This window comes from Sanguibacter sp. TS_SC_8, from assembly GCF_055361235.1.
Genome location: NZ_CM143955.1, coordinates 2,454,516 through 2,472,137, shown reverse-complemented (window position 1 = coordinate 2,472,137; position 17,622 = coordinate 2,454,516). Strand labels below are relative to the sequence as shown.

The window sequence follows — 17,622 nt, the reverse complement described above, 5'->3', positions numbered from 1 at the left end:
GTATGCGCGCGCGGGGTCCGCGGTGCAGCGGGGTCGGGCTCAGCCCAGCAGCTCGGCGACGACGGCCTCGCCGAGCGCCGCGAAGGCCGGGTCGTCGTCGCTGTGGGCCAGCAGGGAGGTCGCCATGGCCAGTGCCCAGCCGCGGGCGCGGTCCCACGTCGCCGCACCTTGCGGGCCGCCCGCCTCAACCGCCCCGCGGAACGTGGCCCGCCCCGGTGCGTCGAAGACCAGCCAGGCCGCGGCGAGGTCGCAGGCCGGGTCGCCCGAGCTCATGTCCCCGAAGTCGACGACCGCCCGCAGCTCGAGGTCACCGGCCGCGGAGGCACCGACCACGATGTTGAACGGGTGCAGATCACCGTGCAGCCACAGCGGTGGGCCGTCCCACCCGGGGGAGGCGAGGGCCCGCGCCCACACCTCGCGCAGCTCGTCGGTGCGCGGGTGGGCGACGGCCTCGAGCCGCTCGTGCACAGCGGCGTCACGACCGGCGAGCGGCCCGCCGCGCACCGGGTTGACCGGTCCGTCGGCGGGTGCGGGGAGGTGCAGCTGGGTGAGGAACCGTGCGAGCGGCCCGGCGACCGGTCGCAGCCGTGCCCGGTCGAGGGCGCCGGCCACCTGCCCCTCGATCCACGGGACCACGCTCCAGTGCCACGGGTAGTACGAGGTCGGTGAGCCCGCGAACAGGGGTGCGGGGACCGTCGCGTCGACCATCGAGGCGATGCCCGCCAACCAGGTCTGCTCGTTGATCAGCAGCTGCGCGCCGAGGGCGCGTCGGGGGACGCGCACGGCGGCGGTGTCGCCCAGGCGCAGCATCGTGTTGTCCCACCCCTGGGAGACCAGGGTGAGGTCAAGCTCGGCCACCGCGCCCAGGCCGTCGACCTGGGGGCACTGGTCGGCCAGCAGGCGGCGGACGAGCGCGACGTCGACGACGACCTCGGCCGCGGGCTTGTCAGCCACGCAGACTCGTGGCAGCGGCCGCGTCGGCGAAGGCGCCGAACACGACGTGGGCGCGCGGCACCAGGCTCGGGAACCGGGCGGCCGCGTCCGTGGTCATCTGGGCCGCGGCGCCCGGGGACAGGTCGCTGGTCATCGCCGGCTCGGTGAGCCACCGCTTGAGCAGCGGGCCGTCCACCTCGAGGTGGAACTGCAGGCCCAGGGCGCTGCCGTGGCGGAAGGCCTGCACGGGGGTGAGGTCGGAGGAGGCCAGGACGGTCGAGCCCGGCGGTGCGTCGACGGCGTCGGCGTGCCAGTGCAGCACGACGGGGTCGGGTGTGGCGTCGACGGCGAGCGGGTAGAGCATCGGGTCGCGCAGACCCGCGCCGGTCAGCGCGACCGGGGCCAGCCCGACCTCGGAGCCGTGACCGGGGTGCAGGGCCGCCCCGAGCGCGACGGCTAGCAGCTGCATGCCCAGGCAGATCCCCAGGACCGGCACCCCGGCAGCGGTCGCCTCGGCCAGCAGCCGGCGTTCGGCGGCGAGCCCGGGGTGGGTCGCGTCGTCGAGGGCGCCCATCGGCCCGCCCATGACGACGAGGCCGCAGAGGTCGGCGGCACCCGGCAGGTCGGGGTCCGCCTCGTCCAGCACGGTGACCGTACGGACCGGCAGCCCGCGCGAGCGGAGGGCCGCGGTGAGGATGCCGGGTTCCTCCCAGGCGGCGTGCTGGATGACCAGGACCGTGCGGGCGGGGTCAGGTGCGGGGGAGAGGGGCATGCCGCCATGGTAGTCAGAGCGGCACGCGGATCGGCCGCGGCACCCACGGCCGGGTCCAGCCGAGGGCGTCGAAGATGCCGTCGAGGACGAGCCCGGTGAAGCCCCAGACGATCCGCTCGCCGACGACGAAGGCCGGGCTGTCGAAGGTCCGTGACCCGCGGTGGATCACCGCCGACCCGCGGTTCGCGGGGTCCAGCAGCGCGGCGACCGGGACCCGGAAGACCGCCGCCGACTCCGCCGGGTCCATGACCCCCACCGCGCACGGGGTCTCCCACCAGGCCAGCACCGGGGTGACGACGTGGTTGCTGACCGGCAGGGGGACGTCGCCCAGCATGCCGACGACGTCGACGCCGGCCGGGTCCAGGCCGGTCTCCTCCGCGCCCTCCCGCAGCGCCGCGGCCACCGGCCCGGAGTCGTCGGGGTCGCCCCGCCCGCCCGGGAAGGCGATCTGGCCGGGGTGGTGGTTGAGGGAGGCCGCCCGCTCGACGAACAGCAGGTCCGGGGAGCCCTCGTCCGCGAACAGGACGAGCACGGCCGCGGCCCGGGCCGCGAGCGGGGACGTCGGGCGGTCCCACGTGTGGCCGGAGAGCACGAGGCGGTCGAGCTGGGTCCGCACGGGCTCGGCCACCGGGTTCACCACCAGCTCACCACCCGGCGGGCAGCGGGCGACCCTCCTCGTAGCCGGCCGCCGACTGGACCCCCACGACCGCCCGCTCGGCGAACTCGGGCAGGCTGGTGGCCCCCGCGTACGTGCACGCGCTGCGCAGCCCCGAGGTGATCTGGTCGATGAGGTCCTCGACGCCGGGGCGCGCGGGGTCGAGGTACATCCGGGAGGAGGAGATGCCCTCCTCGAAGAGCGCCTTGCGGGCCCGGTCGAAGGGCGAGCCGCCCGCCGTCCGCGCGGCCACGGCCCGGGCCGAGGCCATCCCGAAGCTCTCCTTGTACTGGCGGCCGTTGCCGTCGTCGTGCAGGTCGCCGGGGCTCTCGTGGGTGCCGGCGAACCAGGACCCGACCATCACCTGGGAGGCGCCCGCGGCCAGGGCGAGGGCGACGTCGCGCGGGTGGCGCACGCCGCCGTCGGCCCAGACGTGCTTGCCGAGCTCGGTGGCGCGCGCGGCGCACTCGAGGACGGCCGAGAACTGGGGGCGCCCGACTCCGGTCATCATCCGGGTGGTGCACATGGCACCGGGGCCCACCCCGACCTTGACGATGTCGGCGCCGGCCGCCACGAGGTCGGTGACCCCCTGGGCGGTGACGACGTTGCCGGCCACGATCGGCACGTCCGGGGAGACGGAGCGGACGGCGGCCAGCGCGCTGAGCATCTTGGCCTGGTGACCGTGGGCGGTGTCCACGACGATCACGTCGACGCCGGCTGCGAGCAGCTCGGCGGTCTTGGCGGCCACGTCCCCGTTGATGCCGACCGCGGCGGCGATGCGCAGCCGGCCCTGGGCGTCGGTGGCCGGGTCGTAGATGCTCGAGCGCAGCGCGCCGATCCGGGTGAGCACACCGACGAGCTCACCGTCGTGGACCACCGGGGCGAGCTTGCGCCGGGAGGTGTGCAGCTGGTCGAAGGCCGTGCGCATGCCGTCGGCGCCGGAGCCGGCGAGCACGGCGGCGTCGATGAGCGTCGGGTTGGCCGACATCACCTGGTGGACCTGCGTGAACCGGTCTACCCCGAGGCAGTCCGAGGCGGTGACGATGCCCACCGGGCGACCGGACTGCACGACGATCGCCGCGCCGTGGGACCGCTTGCCGATCAGCGTGAGCGCGGTGTGCACGGTGTCGGCGGGGGAGACCGTCACGGGGCTCTCCACGACGAGGTGCTTGGACTTGACCGTCGCCACGACGTCGGCCACCACCTCGGTGGGGATGTCCTGGGGGATGACCGCGATCCCGCCGCGCCGGGCGATCGTCTCGGCCATCCGCCGCCCGGACACCGCGGTCATGTTCGCCACGACCAGCGGGATCGTCGTGCCGGTCCCGTCGTGGCTGGCGAGGTCGACGTCGAAGCGGGAGGTCACCTCGGAGCGGGCGGGGACGAGGAAGACGTCGCCGTAGGTGAGGTCGGTCGTGGGCGGGTGTCCATCCAAGAAGCGCATGCCACCAGTCTACGAAACGGCGCCGGCGGCCCGGACCGAACGTGTGGATCCTGTGTGGTTGTCCGGTGGCGCGGCCACCGGGGCGCACCCGCGCCGGGCGCCCAATAGAGTGGACCCCCGTGCATCCCGCACGACGACGCCGCGTGCGAGCTCGCTCCCCGAGCTACCGCGGCAGCAGAGGAGGCAACGCCATGGGGCTGCTGGAATCGATCCGGTCACCTGAGGACCTCCGTCGGCTCACGCCGGCGCAGTCAGACGACCTGGCAGCCGAGATCCGCGACTTCCTCGTGCAGTCCGTCTCGCGCACGGGTGGGCATCTGGGCCCCAACCTCGGCGTCGTCGAGCTGACGATCGGCATGCACCGGGTGTTCTCCTCACCGTCGGACTCCTTCGTCTTCGACACCGGGCACCAGGCGTACGTGCACAAGCTGCTCACCGGCCGGCAGAACTTCGCCGACCTGCGCAAGCGCGAGGGCCTGTCGGGCTACCCCAGCCGCGCCGAGTCCGTCCACGACATCGTCGAGAACTCCCACGCCTCGACCGCGCTGAGCTGGGCGGACGGGATCGCCAAGGCGAACCTCGTGCGCGGGCGCACCGACCGGCACGTGGTCGCGGTCATGGGCGACGGCGCCCTGACCGGCGGGATGGCCTGGGAGGCACTCAACAACATCGCCGCCGGACCGGACCGGCGCCTCGTGCTCGTCGTCAACGACAACGGCCGCTCCTACGCCCCCACGATCGGCGGCATGGCCCACCACCTCGACACCCTGCGCACCACGCGCGGCTACGAGAACGTGCTGTCCTGGGGCAAGCGCACGCTGCGCCGCTCCGGCCCGCCCGGGCGCGTCGCCTACGACGCCCTGCACGGGCTGAAGAAGGGCATCAAGGACGTCGTCGCCCCGCAGGGGATGTTCGAGGATCTGGGCATCAAGTACATCGGCCCCGTCGACGGGCACGACATCGCCGCGGTCGAGCGGGCGCTGCGGGCAGCGAAGACCTTCGGCGGACCGGTGCTCGTCCACGTCATCACCGAGAAGGGGCGCGGGTACACCCCGGCCGAGCAGGACGTCGCCGACCGCTTCCACGCCGTCGGGCAGATCCACCCCGAGACCGGGCTGCCCGTCGCCCCGTCCCGCTTCGGGTGGACCAAGGTGTTCGCGGAGGAGATCGTCGCGATCGGTCACGCCCGGCCCGACGTCGTGGCGATCACCGCCGCGATGCTCGCCCCGGTCGGCCTCGCACCCTTCGAGACGGCGTTCCCGACCCGGACCTTCGACGTCGGGATCGCCGAGCAGCACGCGGCCACGAGCGCGGCCGGCATGGCGTTCGCGGGGCTGCACCCCGTCGTCGCGCTCTACGCGACCTTCCTCAACCGGGCCTTCGACCAGGTCCTCATGGACGTCGCCCTGCACAAGGCCGGGGTCACCTTCGTCCTGGACCGTGCCGGGATCACCGGAGACGACGGCGCGAGCCACAACGGCATGTGGGACCTGGCCATGCTGCGCATCGTGCCCGGCCTGCACCTGGCCGCCCCCCGGGACGAGCCGACGCTGCGCGCCGCGCTGCGCCGCGCGGTCGACATCGACGACGCCCCGAGCGTGGTGCGCTACCCCAAGGGCAGCATGGGGGCGCCCCTCGCGGCGGTGGACACCCTCGACGGCGTGGACATCCTCGCCCGGGAAGAGCCCGACGCCGCGGCGGTGCGGGTGCTCGTGGTCGGCGTCGGCTCGATGGCGACCACTGCGCTCGAGGTCAGCGAGCTGCTCGCCGCGCACGGCGTGGCCACGACGGTAGCCGCACCGACCTGGGTGCTGCCCCTGCCCGAGATGCTCGTCAAGCTCACCGGCGAGCACGATCTCGTGGTGACGATCGAGGACGGTCTGGCCGAGGGTGGCATCGGCGCGCTGCTGGGGGAGCGGGCCGCCCGCGCCGGGCTGGGCACCCGGGTGCACACGGTCGGGCTGCCCACCGCCTTCCTCGACCACGCCACCCGGGCCCAGATCGTGGCGGCGAACCGGTTGGGCGCCCCCGACATCGCCCGGGACGTGCTCGACGCCCTAGCGCGCTGACCTGCACGGGAGGGTTATATGCTGTGGCCGTGACCCAACGACGGGTGGTCCCGCGGCCTTCGAGGCGGGGGAGTCGCTCGCCGGCGAATCCGTGAGAGAAGGATCCCCATGAGCACCCCCACGACAGTTCGTTCCCTCGAGCCGATCGGCTTCTCCATCCCGGCGAACGTGCCCACGCACTGGTACAACCTCAACGCCGACCTCCCTTCCCCGGTGCCTCCGCACCTGCACCCGGGCACGCGGGAGCCGCTGGTCCCGGCCGACCTGGCCCCGCTCTTCCCGATGGCGCTCATCGAGCAGGAGGTCTCGACCGAGCGGTACATCGAGATCCCGCAGGTGGTCCGGGAGATCTACGCGCAGTGGAGGCCGGCCCCGCTCGTGCGCGCTCACCGGCTCGAGCGTGAGCTAGGCACCGCTGCGCGGATCTACTACAAGTACGAGGGCGTGAGCCCGGTCGGCTCGCACAAGCCGAACACCGCCGTCGCGCAGGTGTACTACAACGCCGTCGAGGGCATCACCAAGCTGACGACCGAGACCGGCGCCGGTCAGTGGGGCGCGTCGCTGTCCATGGCCTGCGCGATGCTCGGGCTGACCTGCGAGGTGTGGCAGGTGCGTGCCTCCTACGAGTCCAAGCCGTACCGCCGGTTCCAGATGGAGGTCTACGGGGGCGTGTGCCACTCCTCGCCCTCGGACCTCACCGAGTCCGGCCGAGCCATCCTCGCCGCGACCCCGAACACGACCGGGTCGCTCGGCATGGCGATTAGCGAGGCCGTGGAGGTCGCCGCCGGCGACCCGAACGCGCACTACTCCCTGGGCAGCGTGCTCAACCACGTGATGCTGCACCAGTCGGTGATCGGGATCGAGGCCCTCGACCAGCTCGACCAGGCCGGGGAGACACAGGCCGACGTGGTGTTCGGGTGCGCGGGCGGCGGCTCGAACCTCGCGGGGCTGTCCTTCCCGTTCATCGGCAAGAACCTGCGCGAGGGCACCACGACCCGGGTGGTGGCCTGCGAGCCGGCTGCGTGCCCCTCGCTGACGCAGGGGGAGTACCGCTACGACCACGGCGACGTCGCCGGCCTGACCCCGTTGCTCAAGATGCACACCCTCGGCACGGACTTCGTGCCACCGGCCATCCACGCCGGCGGGCTGCGGTACCACGGCATGGCGCCGATGGTCTCCCACACGGTCAACCTCGGGCTCATGGAGGCCGTCGCGATCGAGCAGGACGACGCCTTCGCCGCCGGGGTGCTCTTCGCCCGCGCCGAGGGCATCGTCCCGGCCCCGGAGTCGACGCACGCCCTCGCCGCGGCGATGACCTACGCCCGCACGGTCACCGAGCCGGAGGTCATCGTCATCGGCCTGTCCGGCAACGGCGCACTCGACCTCCCGGCCTACGCCGAGTACGTGTGAGCCGCCTGCACCCGGCGCGCCCAGGAACTGCATGCACGCGGGGTCGCCGGGCGCAAGTGACCTTCGACCCGGCCCGGCGGGCCGGCCCGCCGACGCCGTGACCACCGCACTCACCGAGATCCTCTTCATCGGCGGCGCGAGCGGCACGGGGAAGACGAGCGTGGCCCTGGAGGTCAGCGCCGCGCTGCGGCGTGCGCGGGTGGCCCACGCGCTCATCGACGGGGACAACCTCGACGCGAGCTACCCGGGCCCCATGGACTCCGGGCGTCCGTGGCTCACCCTGACCAACCTGCAGGCGCTGTGGGGGACCTACCGGGAGGTCGGTCAGCACCGGCTGATCTACGTCAACACCGTCAGCGTGCTCGAGGTCGACGCGCTCCGGGACGCCGTCGACCCGCTGGCGGAGGTCATGGCTGTGCTGCTCGAGGCCGACGACCGAGCGATCGGTGCCCGGCTGGGCGCCCGGGAACAGGGTTCCGAGCTGGACGAGCACCTGGCCCGCAGCGCCCGGTGGAGCGCTGACCTGCGCTCACGCACCCCCGAGTGGGTGGCGCGGGTGGACACGACCGACGCGACGATCGTCGCCGTGGCGCAGACGGTTCTCGCCCTCACGGGGTGGCGCTCGCCACCGAGGACGGCGAGCGGGGAGAATGGTCACGACACCCGCGGCTGGGTGTGATGCACAACTCAGCCTTCTGGGCGTCTGGGGGCCTTAGGTCCCAAGTCGTCCCATCAATAACTTCCTAGTGTGGAAGACAAGATCAACAGGTCGAGGGATTCCCCAAGGAGATGGCGATGACCACCACAGCAGAAGGCACCACCAACACCACCGGTGCCAGCACCCCCCAGCCATGGCGCACCTTCGCCGAGGGTGACTGGACCGCGGCCGTCGACGTCCGCGACTTCATCCAGCGCAACTACACGCCCTTCGAGGGGGACACCTCCTTCCTGGCAGGTCCCACGGCGAAGACTCTTGCCGTGTGGGACACCCTCGAGAAGGAGTACCTCTCGGTCGAGCGCGCCAAGCGCGTCTACGACGTGGACACCCACACCCCAGCCGACGTCGACGCCTTCCCGGCCGGCTACATCAGCGCTGACGACGACGTCATCGTCGGCCTGCAGACCGACACCCCGCTCAAGCGCGCGATGATGCCCTACGGCGGATGGCGGATGGTCGAGACCGCGATCAAGGAGGCCGGGCTCGAGCCCGACCCCAAGGTGAAGGAGATCTTCACCAAGTACCGCAAGACCCACAACGAGGGTGTCTTCGACATCTACACCCCGCGCATCCGCGCGGCCCGCTCCTCGCACATCATCACCGGCCTGCCCGACTCCTACGGCCGCGGCCGGATCATCGGTGACTACCGCCGGGTGGCGCTGTACGGCGTGGACTTCCTCATGGCTGAGAAGCTCAAGGACAAGGACCTCGTCGCCGACCAGCCGTTCTCGGAGAACTGGGCCCGGTACCGCGAAGAGCACTCCGAGCAGGTCAAGGCGCTCAAGAAGCTCAAGAACCTCGGTGAGCAGTACGGCTTCGACCTCGGTCGCCCGGCCGCCAACGCCAAGGAGGCCGTCCAGTGGACGTACTTCGGCTACCTCGCGGCAGTGAAGTCCCAGGACGGTGCGGCCATGAGCATCGGACGGCTGTCCGCCTTCATCGACGTCTACGTCGAGCGTGACTTCGCCGAAGGCACCCTGACCGAGTCCGAGGCTCAGGAGCTCATCGACGCACTGGTCATCAAGCTGCGCATCACCCGCTTCCTGCGCACGATCGACTACGACCAGATCTTCTCCGGCGACCCGTACTGGGCGACCTGGTCCGACGCGGGCTTCGGCGACGACGGCCGCACGCAGGTCACCAAGACCTCGTTCCGCCTGCTGCAGACCCTGCGCAACCTCGGCCCGGCGCCCGAGCCCAACATCACGATCTTCTGGGACGACAAGCTGCCCCAGGGATACAAGGACTTCTGCGCCGCGATCAGCATCGAGACCTCGGCGATCCAGTACGAGTCCGACAACCAGATCCGCCAGCACTGGGGTGACGACGCCGCGATCGCGTGCTGTGTGTCCCCGATGCGGGTCGGCAAGCAGATGCAGTTCTTCGGCGCCCGGGTCAACGCGGCCAAGAGCCTGCTCTACGCGATCAACGGCGGCCGTGACGAGATGAACGGCAAGCAGATCGTCACCGGCTTCGACCCGATCGCCACGGACGCCCCGCTCTCCTTCGACGAGGTGTGGGCCAAGTACGACGCGATGCTCGACTGGGTCGTGGGCACGTACGTCGAGGCGCTGAACATCATCCACTACAGCCACGACAAGTACGCCTACGAGGCCATCGAGATGGCGCTGCACGACTCCGACATCGTCCGCACCATGGGCTGCGGCATCGCGGGTTTGTCCATCGTCACCGACAGCCTCTCGGCCATCAAGCACGCCAAGGTCACCCCGGTCCGCGACGAGTCCGGCCTTGTCGTCGACTACGTCACCGAAGGTGACTTCCCGGTCTACGGCAACGACGACGACGGTGCCGACTCGATCGCCCAGCTCGTGGTCAAGACGGTCATGGACAAGATCCGTGCGCTGCCGCTCTACCGCGACGCGGTGCCGACCCAGTCGGTCCTGACGATCACCTCGAACGTCGTCTACGGCAAGGCGACCGGGAACTTCCCCTCCGGTCACCGCAAGGGCGAGCCCTTCGCGCCCGGTGCCAACCCCGAGAACGGGATGGACACCCACGGGATGGTCGCCTCGATGCTCTCGGTCGGCAAGCTCGACTACAACGACGCGCTCGACGGCATCTCGCTGACGAACACGATCACCCCGAGCGGCCTGGGACGCACCAAGGACGAGCAGGTCGCCAACCTCGTGGGCATCCTCGACGCCGGCATGGGGGAGGGCCTGTTCCACGCGAACATCAACGTCCTCAACCGTGAGACGCTCGAGGACGCGATCGAGCACCCGGAGAACTACCCCAGCCTCACGGTGCGGGTCTCCGGCTACGCGGTCAACTTCGTCAAGCTGACGCGCGAGCAGCAGCTCGACATCCTCACCCGGACGTTCCACACCTCCGCGTGAGAGACCACCTCCTCCGGAGGTGAACCGGTCGGCACCCGCCCCTGCGGCGGGTGCCGACCACCATCGCAGGACGCCCGGCGAGCACGGAAGGCACCCATCATGAGCAGCACACCGACGCCGACGGCGGTCGTCGCCGAGTCTGGCGACGCGTGCCTGCTGGGCATGCCCACCCTGCGGCCCGAGCCCGAGCCCGAGCCCGAGCCCGACGTCTCAGCGCTGGGCGACAAGGACTTCGCCGCCCCCACCCGCCGTGCCAGTGGCGTGGGCACCGGCGGTCTCGAGGTCACCGCCCTCGACCGCGGTTCCAAGCTCGAGCAGATGCGGGCCGGGACCCTCGGGTCGATCCACTCCTGGGAGCTGGTGACCGCGGTCGACGGCCCTGGCACCCGGATGACGGTGTTCTTCGCCGGCTGCCCGCTGCGCTGCCTGTACTGCCACAACCCCGACACGATGAAGATGAAGAACGGCGAGTCGGTCACCTCCGACGAGCTGCTGCGCCGGATCAAGCGCTACAGGGCGGTCTTCACCTCGACCGGTGGTGGTCTGACGATCTCCGGCGGAGAGGTGCTCATGCAGCCCGCCTTCGCGGCCACCCTGCTGGCCGGCGCGAAGGAGCTCGGGATCCACACGGCGATCGACACGTCGGGGTTCCTCGGCGCAGCCTGCACCGACGCGATGCTCGAGAACATCGACCTCGTGCTGCTCGACGTGAAGTCGGGCGACCCCGAGACGTACACGAAGGTGACCGGGCGCGAGCTCCAGCCCACCCTCGACTTCGGACGGCGGCTGGCGGACAAGGGCGTGGAGATCTGGCTGCGCTTCGTCCTGGTCCCCGGTCTCACCGACGACCCGGCGAACATCGAGACGATCGCCGACTACGCGGCGTCGCTGCCCACGGTCTCCCGCGTGGAGGTGCTCCCCTTCCACCAGATGGGCCGCGACAAGTGGTCCTCGCTCGGGATGAAGTACGAGCTCGAGGACACCCCTCCGCCCTCGGCCGAGGACGTCGAGCGGGTGCGCGACCAGTTCCGCGCGCGCGGTCTCCTCGTCTTCTGAGACACCGTCTTCTGAGCGACCCGCCTCCGCAGACACCAAAGGCGTGTGAGCCCCGGTCATCAACGTCCCCCCCGGGATCGACCTGGTGCCCACACGCCTTCGGAGTGCGGAGAGTGCTACACGAGCACGAGCTCCGCACGATTGAGGCCGATCGCGGCCGTCAGCTCTCCCCGGGTGCTGCCGTTCGGGCTGAGCGCACGCAGCTCCCAGGTGCCGGGCGCGGCGTAGAACCGGAAGCTGCCCTCCGGGCTGCTGACCACCTCGGCGGTGAACTCACCGGTGGAGTCGTGCAGGCGGACGTAGGCGCCGGCGACAGGTGCACCGGACCGGGTGAGGGTCCCCTCGATGACCGTGGCGCCGGCGGCCGGCGGCGCGGCGGGCAGGCTCTGGTCGGGTGCACCGCAGGAGGTCATGAGGCGTTGCGCTCGATCGGCACGCCCACGAGGGAACCGTACTCGACCCAGGAGCCGTCGTAGTTCTTGACGTCAGGCTGGCCGAGGAGCTGGCTGAGCACGAACCAGCTGTGGCTGGAGCGCTCACCGATGCGGCAGTAGGCGATGGTGGCCCTGGTGGTGTCCAGGCCGGCTGCCCCGTAGAGGGCGGCGAGCTCGTCGTCGGACTTGAAGGTGCCGTCGTCGTTGGCCGCCTTGCTCCACGGGATGTTGATGGCGGACGGGACGTGGCCGCCCTTCTGTGCGTGCTCCTGGGGGAGGTGCGCGGGGCCGAGGATCGTCCCGGCGAACTCCTCCGGGGATCGCACGTCGACGAGGTTCTTGTCGCCGATGGCGGCGACGACTTCGTCGCGGAAGGCGCGGATGGTCAGGTCCTGCTCCTGGGCCACGTACGTCGTCGGGGTGCGGGTGACGACCGCGTCGCTGAGGGAGCGGGAGTCCAGCTCCCACTTCTTGCGCCCGCCGTCGATGAGCTTGACCGAGGTGTGGCCGTACAGTGTGAAGTACCAGAAGGCGTAGGCGGCGAACCAGTTGTTGTTGCCGCCGTAGAGCACGACGGTGTCGTCGTTGCTGATGCCCTTGGCCGACAGGAGCGCCTCGAACTGCTGCTTGTTGACGAAGTCGCGGCGGACCGGGTCCTGCAGGTCGGTCTTCCAGTCGAGCTTGATCGCGCCGGCCAGGTGACCCTTGTCGTAGGCGGTGGTGTCTTCGTCGACCTCGACGAAGACGAGACCGGGAGCGGCGAGGTTCATCTCGGCCCAGTCGGGAGAGACCAGTACGTCGGTGCGTGCCATGTGCGGAGTTCTCCTCGTCGGCGTCCGCAGCCCTCAGCTGGGGAACGTGTCGGTCATCGCGTCGCTCATGACGCTAATCGACCGAATCCCCTTCGGCGGATTCCGTCTCGCGATGTGGTCGACCACTACCACATCTGACCCCGTTTGGGCGGCAGATGCGGTAGTGGTCCACCTCTTGATCTCGAACGGTGAGACGTCGGTCAAGCCTCACACCCCGACGACGGTCGGCGCGTCCGCCGCGCCGACCGGCAGCAGGCGGGCGCCCAGCACCCGCTCGGAGTAGCCGGTGCGGTCGAGGTAGGGAGTGATCCCCCCGGCGCTGAACGGCCAGCCCGCCCCGAGGATCATGCACAGGTCGATCTGGGACGGTCCGGCGACCACCCCCTCGGCGAGCATGAGCCCGATCTCGGTCGTCAGCGCCGTCAGGACGCGGTCGAGCACCCCGGCCTCGTCCAGCACGACCGGTGCATCCGGCGCGGGGTCGAAGGCTGCCTGCAGGGCGGGGTCGACCCGGGCGGGCAGTCCGCGCCCCGCCGGTGCCAGCACCACCGGGATCTTCTCCGCCACGATCCGCTCCAGACCGGGCGAGGCAGGGAAGCGGTCCCCGAGGTCCTCGCGCAACGACGTGAGCACGTGCAGCCCGACCGCCGGGCCCACGAGGTCGAAGAGCGCGAACGGTCCCATCGGCAGGCCGATCGGGCGCAGTGCCCGGTCGGCGACCTCGACCGGGGTCCCGTCCTCGACCGCCCCGACGATCTCCCCGAGCAGCAGCACGAGCAGCCGGTTGACGACGAAACCGGGCCGGTCGGCCACCCGGACGGCAGTCTTGCGCAGCTTCTTGGCCACGGCGAAGGCGGTGGCCAGCGCGGCGTCGTCGGTGCGCGCGGCGTCGACGACCTCCACGAGCGGCATCTGCGCGACCGGGTTGAAGAAGTGCAGCCCCACGACCCGCTCGGGGTGGGCCAGGTCGGCGGCCATGTCGGTGATCGACAGGGCCGAGGTGTTGGTCGCCAGGATCGCCAGCGGGGAGACGATGCCCTCGAGCTCGGCGAACACCTTCTTCTTCAGCGACGCCACCTCGGTCACCGCCTCGATGACGAAGTCGCAGGCCGCCAGGTCCTCGATCCGCGTCGTCCCGTGCACCGAGGCCAGCACCTGGGCGCCCGCGTCGGCGCCCATCCGGTGGGTGGACACGAGCTTCTCCACGGTCGAGCGCACCGCCGCCAGGCCGTGCTCGACGCGTTCGGCGTCGAGGTCCCGCATGACCACCGGGACACCCAGGCGCCGGGCGAAGAGCAGGGCGAGCTGGGCTGCCATGAGGCCGGCGCCGACGATGCCCACCCGGGTGACCGGCCGGGCCAGGGCGGCGTCCGGGGCGCCGGTGGGGCGCTTGCCCGCGTTGACGAGGTGGAAGGCGTAGATGCTCGCCCGCATCTCGTCGCTCATGATGAGGTCGGCGAGCGCCTCGTCCTCGGCCGCGAAGGCCGACGTCATGTCGGCCTCGCGCGCCTCGGCCAGCAGGTCCAGCGCCCGGTAGGGCGCCGGCCGGGACCCGTGCACGACGGCGTCGACCCGCTCCCGGGCTGCCGCCACCGCGGCGGCCCACTCCAGCGCGGGGGCGAGCGGGGGACGGTCGACGACGATCTCCCCGCGCACCACCGCGTCCGCCCAGACGACCGACTGCTCGAGGAAGTCCGCGGCGTCGAGCAGGGCGTCGGCGAGGCCGATCTGGACGGCCTCGGCCGCCGGGTACGGCTTGTTCGCGGCCGGGCGGGTGAGGATCACCTCGATCGCCCGCTCGATCCCGACGATCCGGGGGAGCAGGTAGGACCCACCCCAGCCGGGGACCAGGCCGAGCGAGGTCTCCGGCAGCGCCACGGCGGGGACGTCGGAGGCGATCGTCCGGTAGGTGCAGGCCAGCGCGAGCTCGAGGCCACCCCCCAGGGCGACGCCGTTGACGAAGGCGAAGGTCGGCACCGCCATGTCGGTGAGCAGCCGGTAGGCGCGGTGCCCGGCCGCGCCGAGCTCGTGGGCGGCGGCCCGGCTGGTGACCGCCGCGGCGGCGGTCAGGTCCGCGCCGGCGGCCAGGAAATAGGGCTTGCCGGTCACCGCGGCCGCGGTGATCTCCCCGTCGGCGGCGCGCCGGGACACCACGGTCAGGGCAGCTTCCAGCTCGGCGAGGCCGAGCGGTCCCAGGGTCGTGGGCTTGGTGTGGTCCAGCCCGTTGTCGAGGGTGATGAGGGCGAGCGTGCCGCCGGAGGGCAGCGCGACGTCGCGCACCAGGGCGTGGGTGACGCGTTCGGCCGGGGCATCGGGGCGGGTCGTGGTCATGTCGGCTCCTGTCAGTTCTCGGTGGGGGCGCTCGTGTGCCCGGAGTAGTCCGCGTGGTGGGGGTTCTCCCAGATGACGGTCCCGCCCATGCCCAGTCCCACGCACATCGTGGTCAGCCCGTACCGGACGCCGGGGTGCTCGGCGAACTGTCGCGCGAGCTGGGTCATCAGCCGCACGCCGGAGGAGGCGAGGGGGTGGCCCACCGCGATCGCCCCGCCGTACAGGTTCACCCGCGGGTCGTCGTCGGGCATGTCGAAGTGGTCGAGGAAGGCGAGGACCTGGACGGCGAAGGCCTCGTTGATCTCGAAGAGGCCGATGTCGCCGATCGACAGTCCGGCGTTGGCCAGGGCGCGCTCGGTCGCCGGGACGGGTCCGACTCCCATGATCTCCGGCGGCACACCTGCGTAGGCGAAGGACACCAGGCGCATCCGGGCCGGCAGACCCAGCTCGGCGACCGTGTCGCCGTCGGCGAGCAGGCAGACGGCGGCGCCGTCGGTGAGCGGGGAGGCGTTGCCCGCGGTGACCCGCCCGCCGGGGCGGAAGGGCGTCTTGAGGCCGGCGATGTCCGCCAGCGTGGTCCCGGGACGGGCGAGCTCGTCGGCGGTGGCCAGCCCCCAGCCGAGCTCGGGGGAGCGGACCGCGACGGGGACGAGGTCGCCGGTGATCTGCCCGGCCGCGAGGGCCGCGGCGTACTTGGCCTGGCTCGCGACGCCGTAGGCGTCGGCGCGCTCCTTGGTCAGGTGCGGGAAGCGGTCGTGGAGGTTCTCCGCGGTCGCGCCCATGACGAGGGCGGAGGGCTCGACGAGCTTCTCGGAGACGAACCGCGGGTTGGGATCGGCGTCGGTACCCATCGGGTGGTGGCCCATGTGCTCGAGGCCCCCGGCCAGGGTGACGTCCTGCTGGCCGAACCCGATCGCCGAGGCGGTCGTGGTGACCGCGGTCATGGCGCCTGCGCACATCCGGTCGATCGCAAAACCCGGGACGGTGACGGGGAGCCCGGCCAGCACGGCGACCGACCGGCCCAGGGTCAGGCCCTGGTCACCTCTCTGGGTGGTCGCGGCGAGGGCGACCTCGTCGATGCGCTCGGTGGGCAGCTCGGGTCGGCGCCGCAGCAGCTCCCGGACGGCTTTGACGGCCAGGTCGTCGGAGCGGGTGTATCCGTAGAGGCCATCGGGTCGGGCCTTGCCGAAGGGGGTGCGCACCCCCTCGACGAAGACGACGTCACGGACGGACCGGCGATGGGCCGAGATGGGCATGAGATCTCCTGACTGACGGACGACGGTGTCCACCGGGTACAGGCTACCGGGAGTTTCAGGAAAGTCCAGGGAGGTGCCGACCAGAGCGAAGACGGCGTGACGGACCTACGCTCGAGGACATGACCAAGTTCGCGGTCCCTTCAGGAACATCCGCTCCCGCGACCACCGCCACACCCCCGGTCCCGGTCGACGTCGGGGGCGCGGCGCGCACGGAGCCGGTCGGCTACTGGCGCAGGGGCGTGGCCCGGCTCTCGGGCGGAGCGGGACGCGTCGTGGGGCTCGACGTGGCTCGCGGGATCGCGATCCTCGGGATGTTCGTGGCCCACCTCTACGAGCCGCACCCGGTCACCGGAGCCGGTGCACTCCCGTGGAGCTGGATGGTCGACGGGCGGTCCTCGATCCTCTTCGCCACGCTGGCCGGGGTCTCCCTCGCGATCATGTCCGGACGGTCCCGCCCATACGGCGGTGTCCCCGCCCTCCAGGCGAGGACCCGCATCCTTGTCCGCGCCGTCCTCGTCCTCGTCATCGGGGAGCTGTTGACGATGCTCGGCACCCCCGTCGAGGTGATCCTCCAGTCCTACGCCGTGCTGTTCGTGCTCTCCCTGCCGTTCCTGCGCTGGCCGGTCCGCAACCTCTTCCTGCTCGCCGGAGCGTCCGCGGTGGTCCTGCCGTTCCTGCGCCCGGTCGTCATCGCGGTCCTGGGGTGGGCCGAGCTGGGCTACGCCCCGCTCGCCGACCTGCTCGTCACCGGGCCCTACCCCGCCCTCGTCTGGTTCACCTTCGTCGTCCTCGGCCTGGCGATCGGACGCTGCGACCTCGGCCGGCGCACGATCCAGCTGCGCCTGCTCGGCGTCGGCGCGACCGTCGCGGCCCTCGCCTACTCCCTGGCCCTCTCCGCCGGGACGCAGGTGGCCTCCGTCGACCTGGGCACCACCGAGGGGGGCACCTGGGTCGCTCCCGTCCCCGGCCCCTTCACCATGCCCGACCTCGCCGCCGTCGCGCGCACCGCGCAGGCGCACTCGGGCGGCCTGCTCGAGGTCATCGGCTCGGGCGGGGTCGCGATGGCCGTCATCGGCGCGTGCCTCCTCGTGTCCCGGTGGCTGTGGTGGGTGCTGGTCCCGGTCGCGGCCGTGGGCTCGCTGGCGCTGACCGCCTATGCGGTCCACATCGTGGTGCTGTGGCAGCTGGGGGAGGCGTACTGGGAGCACACCGGCTTCGAGCTGCTGTGGGCCTTCGTCGGCTGCACGCTCGTCGCCTGCACGCTGTGGCGGTTCTTCCTCGGCCGCGGGCCCCTGGAACGTCTGCTCACCCGGGTGTCGTGGCGGGCGGCGTCGATCCCGCCCGCCACCAAGGCTCAGCCGACCTGACCTACCCA

At 71.8% G+C, this 17,622-nt stretch carries 14 protein-coding genes; 6 read left to right on the top strand and 8 right to left on the bottom strand.

The features are described from left to right. Positions 1-39: 39 nt before the first annotated feature. Genes ACWA15_RS11270 through guaB1 form a run of 4 tightly spaced genes read right to left on the bottom strand, consistent with a single transcriptional unit; the run spans position 40 to position 3,804 of the window. Positions 40-954: an aminoglycoside phosphotransferase family protein gene (locus ACWA15_RS11270; protein WP_464055316.1), complete on the bottom strand. Its 915-nt coding sequence runs from the start codon at positions 952-954 to the stop codon at positions 40-42. Beyond that, positions 947-1,705 (bottom strand): glutamine amidotransferase-related protein, encoded by a 759-nt coding sequence (locus ACWA15_RS11265; protein WP_464055315.1) that lies wholly within the window; start codon positions 1,703-1,705, stop codon positions 947-949. Before ACWA15_RS11265 ends, ACWA15_RS11270 begins: the two co-directional genes overlap by 8 nt. 13 nt (positions 1,706-1,718) lie before the next feature. Continuing rightward, the gene (locus tag ACWA15_RS11260) at positions 1,719-2,345 is read right to left on the bottom strand and encodes an NUDIX hydrolase (RefSeq protein ID WP_464055313.1); all 627 of its coding nucleotides are present in this window, start codon (positions 2,343-2,345) and stop codon (positions 1,719-1,721) included. Between the two features lie 4 nt (positions 2,346-2,349). Further along, entirely contained in the window at positions 2,350-3,804 is a 1,455-nt protein-coding gene (gene guaB1 / locus ACWA15_RS11255; protein ID WP_464055311.1) for a GMP reductase, read from the bottom strand. Between the two features lie 191 nt (positions 3,805-3,995). Between guaB1 and dxs the strand changes: the two genes are divergently transcribed. From dxs to pflA, 5 genes are all read left to right on the top strand, one after another. Continuing rightward, positions 3,996-5,873 carry a 1-deoxy-D-xylulose-5-phosphate synthase gene (gene dxs, locus ACWA15_RS11250; RefSeq protein ID WP_464055310.1) on the top strand — a complete coding sequence of 626 codons (1,878 nt, stop codon included), beginning with the start codon at positions 3,996-3,998 and terminating at the stop codon, positions 5,871-5,873. Between the two features lie 108 nt (positions 5,874-5,981). Further along, the gene (locus tag ACWA15_RS11245) at positions 5,982-7,283 is read left to right on the top strand and encodes a TrpB-like pyridoxal phosphate-dependent enzyme (RefSeq protein WP_464055308.1); all 1,302 of its coding nucleotides are present in this window, start codon (positions 5,982-5,984) and stop codon (positions 7,281-7,283) included. Positions 7,284-7,380: 97 nt separating this feature from the next. After that, positions 7,381-7,962 (top strand): adenylyl-sulfate kinase, encoded by a 582-nt coding sequence (locus ACWA15_RS11240; RefSeq protein ID WP_464055307.1) that lies wholly within the window; start codon positions 7,381-7,383, stop codon positions 7,960-7,962. Positions 7,963-8,078: 116 nt separating this feature from the next. Further along, positions 8,079-10,358 carry a formate C-acetyltransferase gene (pflB, locus tag ACWA15_RS11235; RefSeq protein WP_464055306.1) on the top strand — a complete coding sequence of 760 codons (2,280 nt, stop codon included), beginning with the start codon at positions 8,079-8,081 and terminating at the stop codon, positions 10,356-10,358. A gap of 162 nt (positions 10,359-10,520) precedes the next feature. Further along, on the top strand, positions 10,521-11,414 hold the full coding sequence (pflA, locus tag ACWA15_RS11230) for a pyruvate formate-lyase-activating protein (RefSeq protein WP_464059487.1): 894 nt from the start codon (positions 10,521-10,523) through the stop codon (positions 11,412-11,414). A 116-nt stretch (positions 11,415-11,530) separates the two neighbouring features. Here pflA and ACWA15_RS11225 read toward each other — a convergent pair whose 3' ends face one another. From ACWA15_RS11225 to ACWA15_RS11210, 4 genes are all read right to left on the bottom strand, one after another. Next, the gene (locus tag ACWA15_RS11225) at positions 11,531-11,827 is read right to left on the bottom strand and encodes a DUF1416 domain-containing protein (protein ID WP_464055305.1); all 297 of its coding nucleotides are present in this window, start codon (positions 11,825-11,827) and stop codon (positions 11,531-11,533) included. Then, entirely contained in the window at positions 11,824-12,660 is an 837-nt protein-coding gene (locus tag ACWA15_RS11220) for a sulfurtransferase (protein ID WP_464055304.1), read from the bottom strand. Before ACWA15_RS11220 ends, ACWA15_RS11225 begins: the two co-directional genes overlap by 4 nt. A 207-nt stretch (positions 12,661-12,867) precedes the next feature. Beyond that, entirely contained in the window at positions 12,868-14,991 is a 2,124-nt protein-coding gene (locus ACWA15_RS11215; protein ID WP_464055302.1) for a 3-hydroxyacyl-CoA dehydrogenase NAD-binding domain-containing protein, read from the bottom strand. Positions 14,992-15,002: 11 nt separating this feature from the next. Further along, entirely contained in the window at positions 15,003-16,247 is a 1,245-nt protein-coding gene (locus ACWA15_RS11210) for a thiolase family protein (protein WP_464055300.1), read from the bottom strand. A 119-nt stretch (positions 16,248-16,366) separates the two neighbouring features. On the opposite strand from ACWA15_RS11210, the gene ACWA15_RS11205 reads away from it, so the two are divergent. Continuing rightward, a complete protein-coding gene (locus ACWA15_RS11205; RefSeq protein ID WP_464055299.1) occupies positions 16,367-17,614 on the top strand; it encodes a heparan-alpha-glucosaminide N-acetyltransferase domain-containing protein in 1,248 nt (415 codons plus the stop codon). The last annotated feature ends 8 nt before the right edge of the window (positions 17,615-17,622 follow it).

Coding starts and splice junctions, on each gene's coding strand:
- pflA (WP_464059487.1), top strand. CDS start 10,521: ATGCCCACCCTGCGGCCCGAGCCCGAGCCCGAGCCCGAGCCCGACGTC.
- ACWA15_RS11225 (WP_464055305.1), bottom strand. CDS start 11,827: ATGACCTCCTGCGGTGCACCCGACCAGAGCCTGCCCGCCGCGCCGCCG.
- guaB1 (WP_464055311.1), bottom strand. CDS start 3,804: ATGCGCTTCTTGGATGGACACCCGCCCACGACCGACCTCACCTACGGC.
- ACWA15_RS11210 (WP_464055300.1), bottom strand. CDS start 16,247: ATGCCCATCTCGGCCCATCGCCGGTCCGTCCGTGACGTCGTCTTCGTC.
- ACWA15_RS11215 (WP_464055302.1), bottom strand. CDS start 14,991: ATGACCACGACCCGCCCCGATGCCCCGGCCGAACGCGTCACCCACGCC.
- dxs (WP_464055310.1), top strand. CDS start 3,996: ATGGGGCTGCTGGAATCGATCCGGTCACCTGAGGACCTCCGTCGGCTC.
- ACWA15_RS11265 (WP_464055315.1), bottom strand. CDS start 1,705: ATGCCCCTCTCCCCCGCACCTGACCCCGCCCGCACGGTCCTGGTCATC.
- ACWA15_RS11205 (WP_464055299.1), top strand. CDS start 16,367: ATGACCAAGTTCGCGGTCCCTTCAGGAACATCCGCTCCCGCGACCACC.
- ACWA15_RS11245 (WP_464055308.1), top strand. CDS start 5,982: ATGAGCACCCCCACGACAGTTCGTTCCCTCGAGCCGATCGGCTTCTCC.
- ACWA15_RS11220 (WP_464055304.1), bottom strand. CDS start 12,660: ATGGCACGCACCGACGTACTGGTCTCTCCCGACTGGGCCGAGATGAAC.
- pflB (WP_464055306.1), top strand. CDS start 8,079: ATGACCACCACAGCAGAAGGCACCACCAACACCACCGGTGCCAGCACC.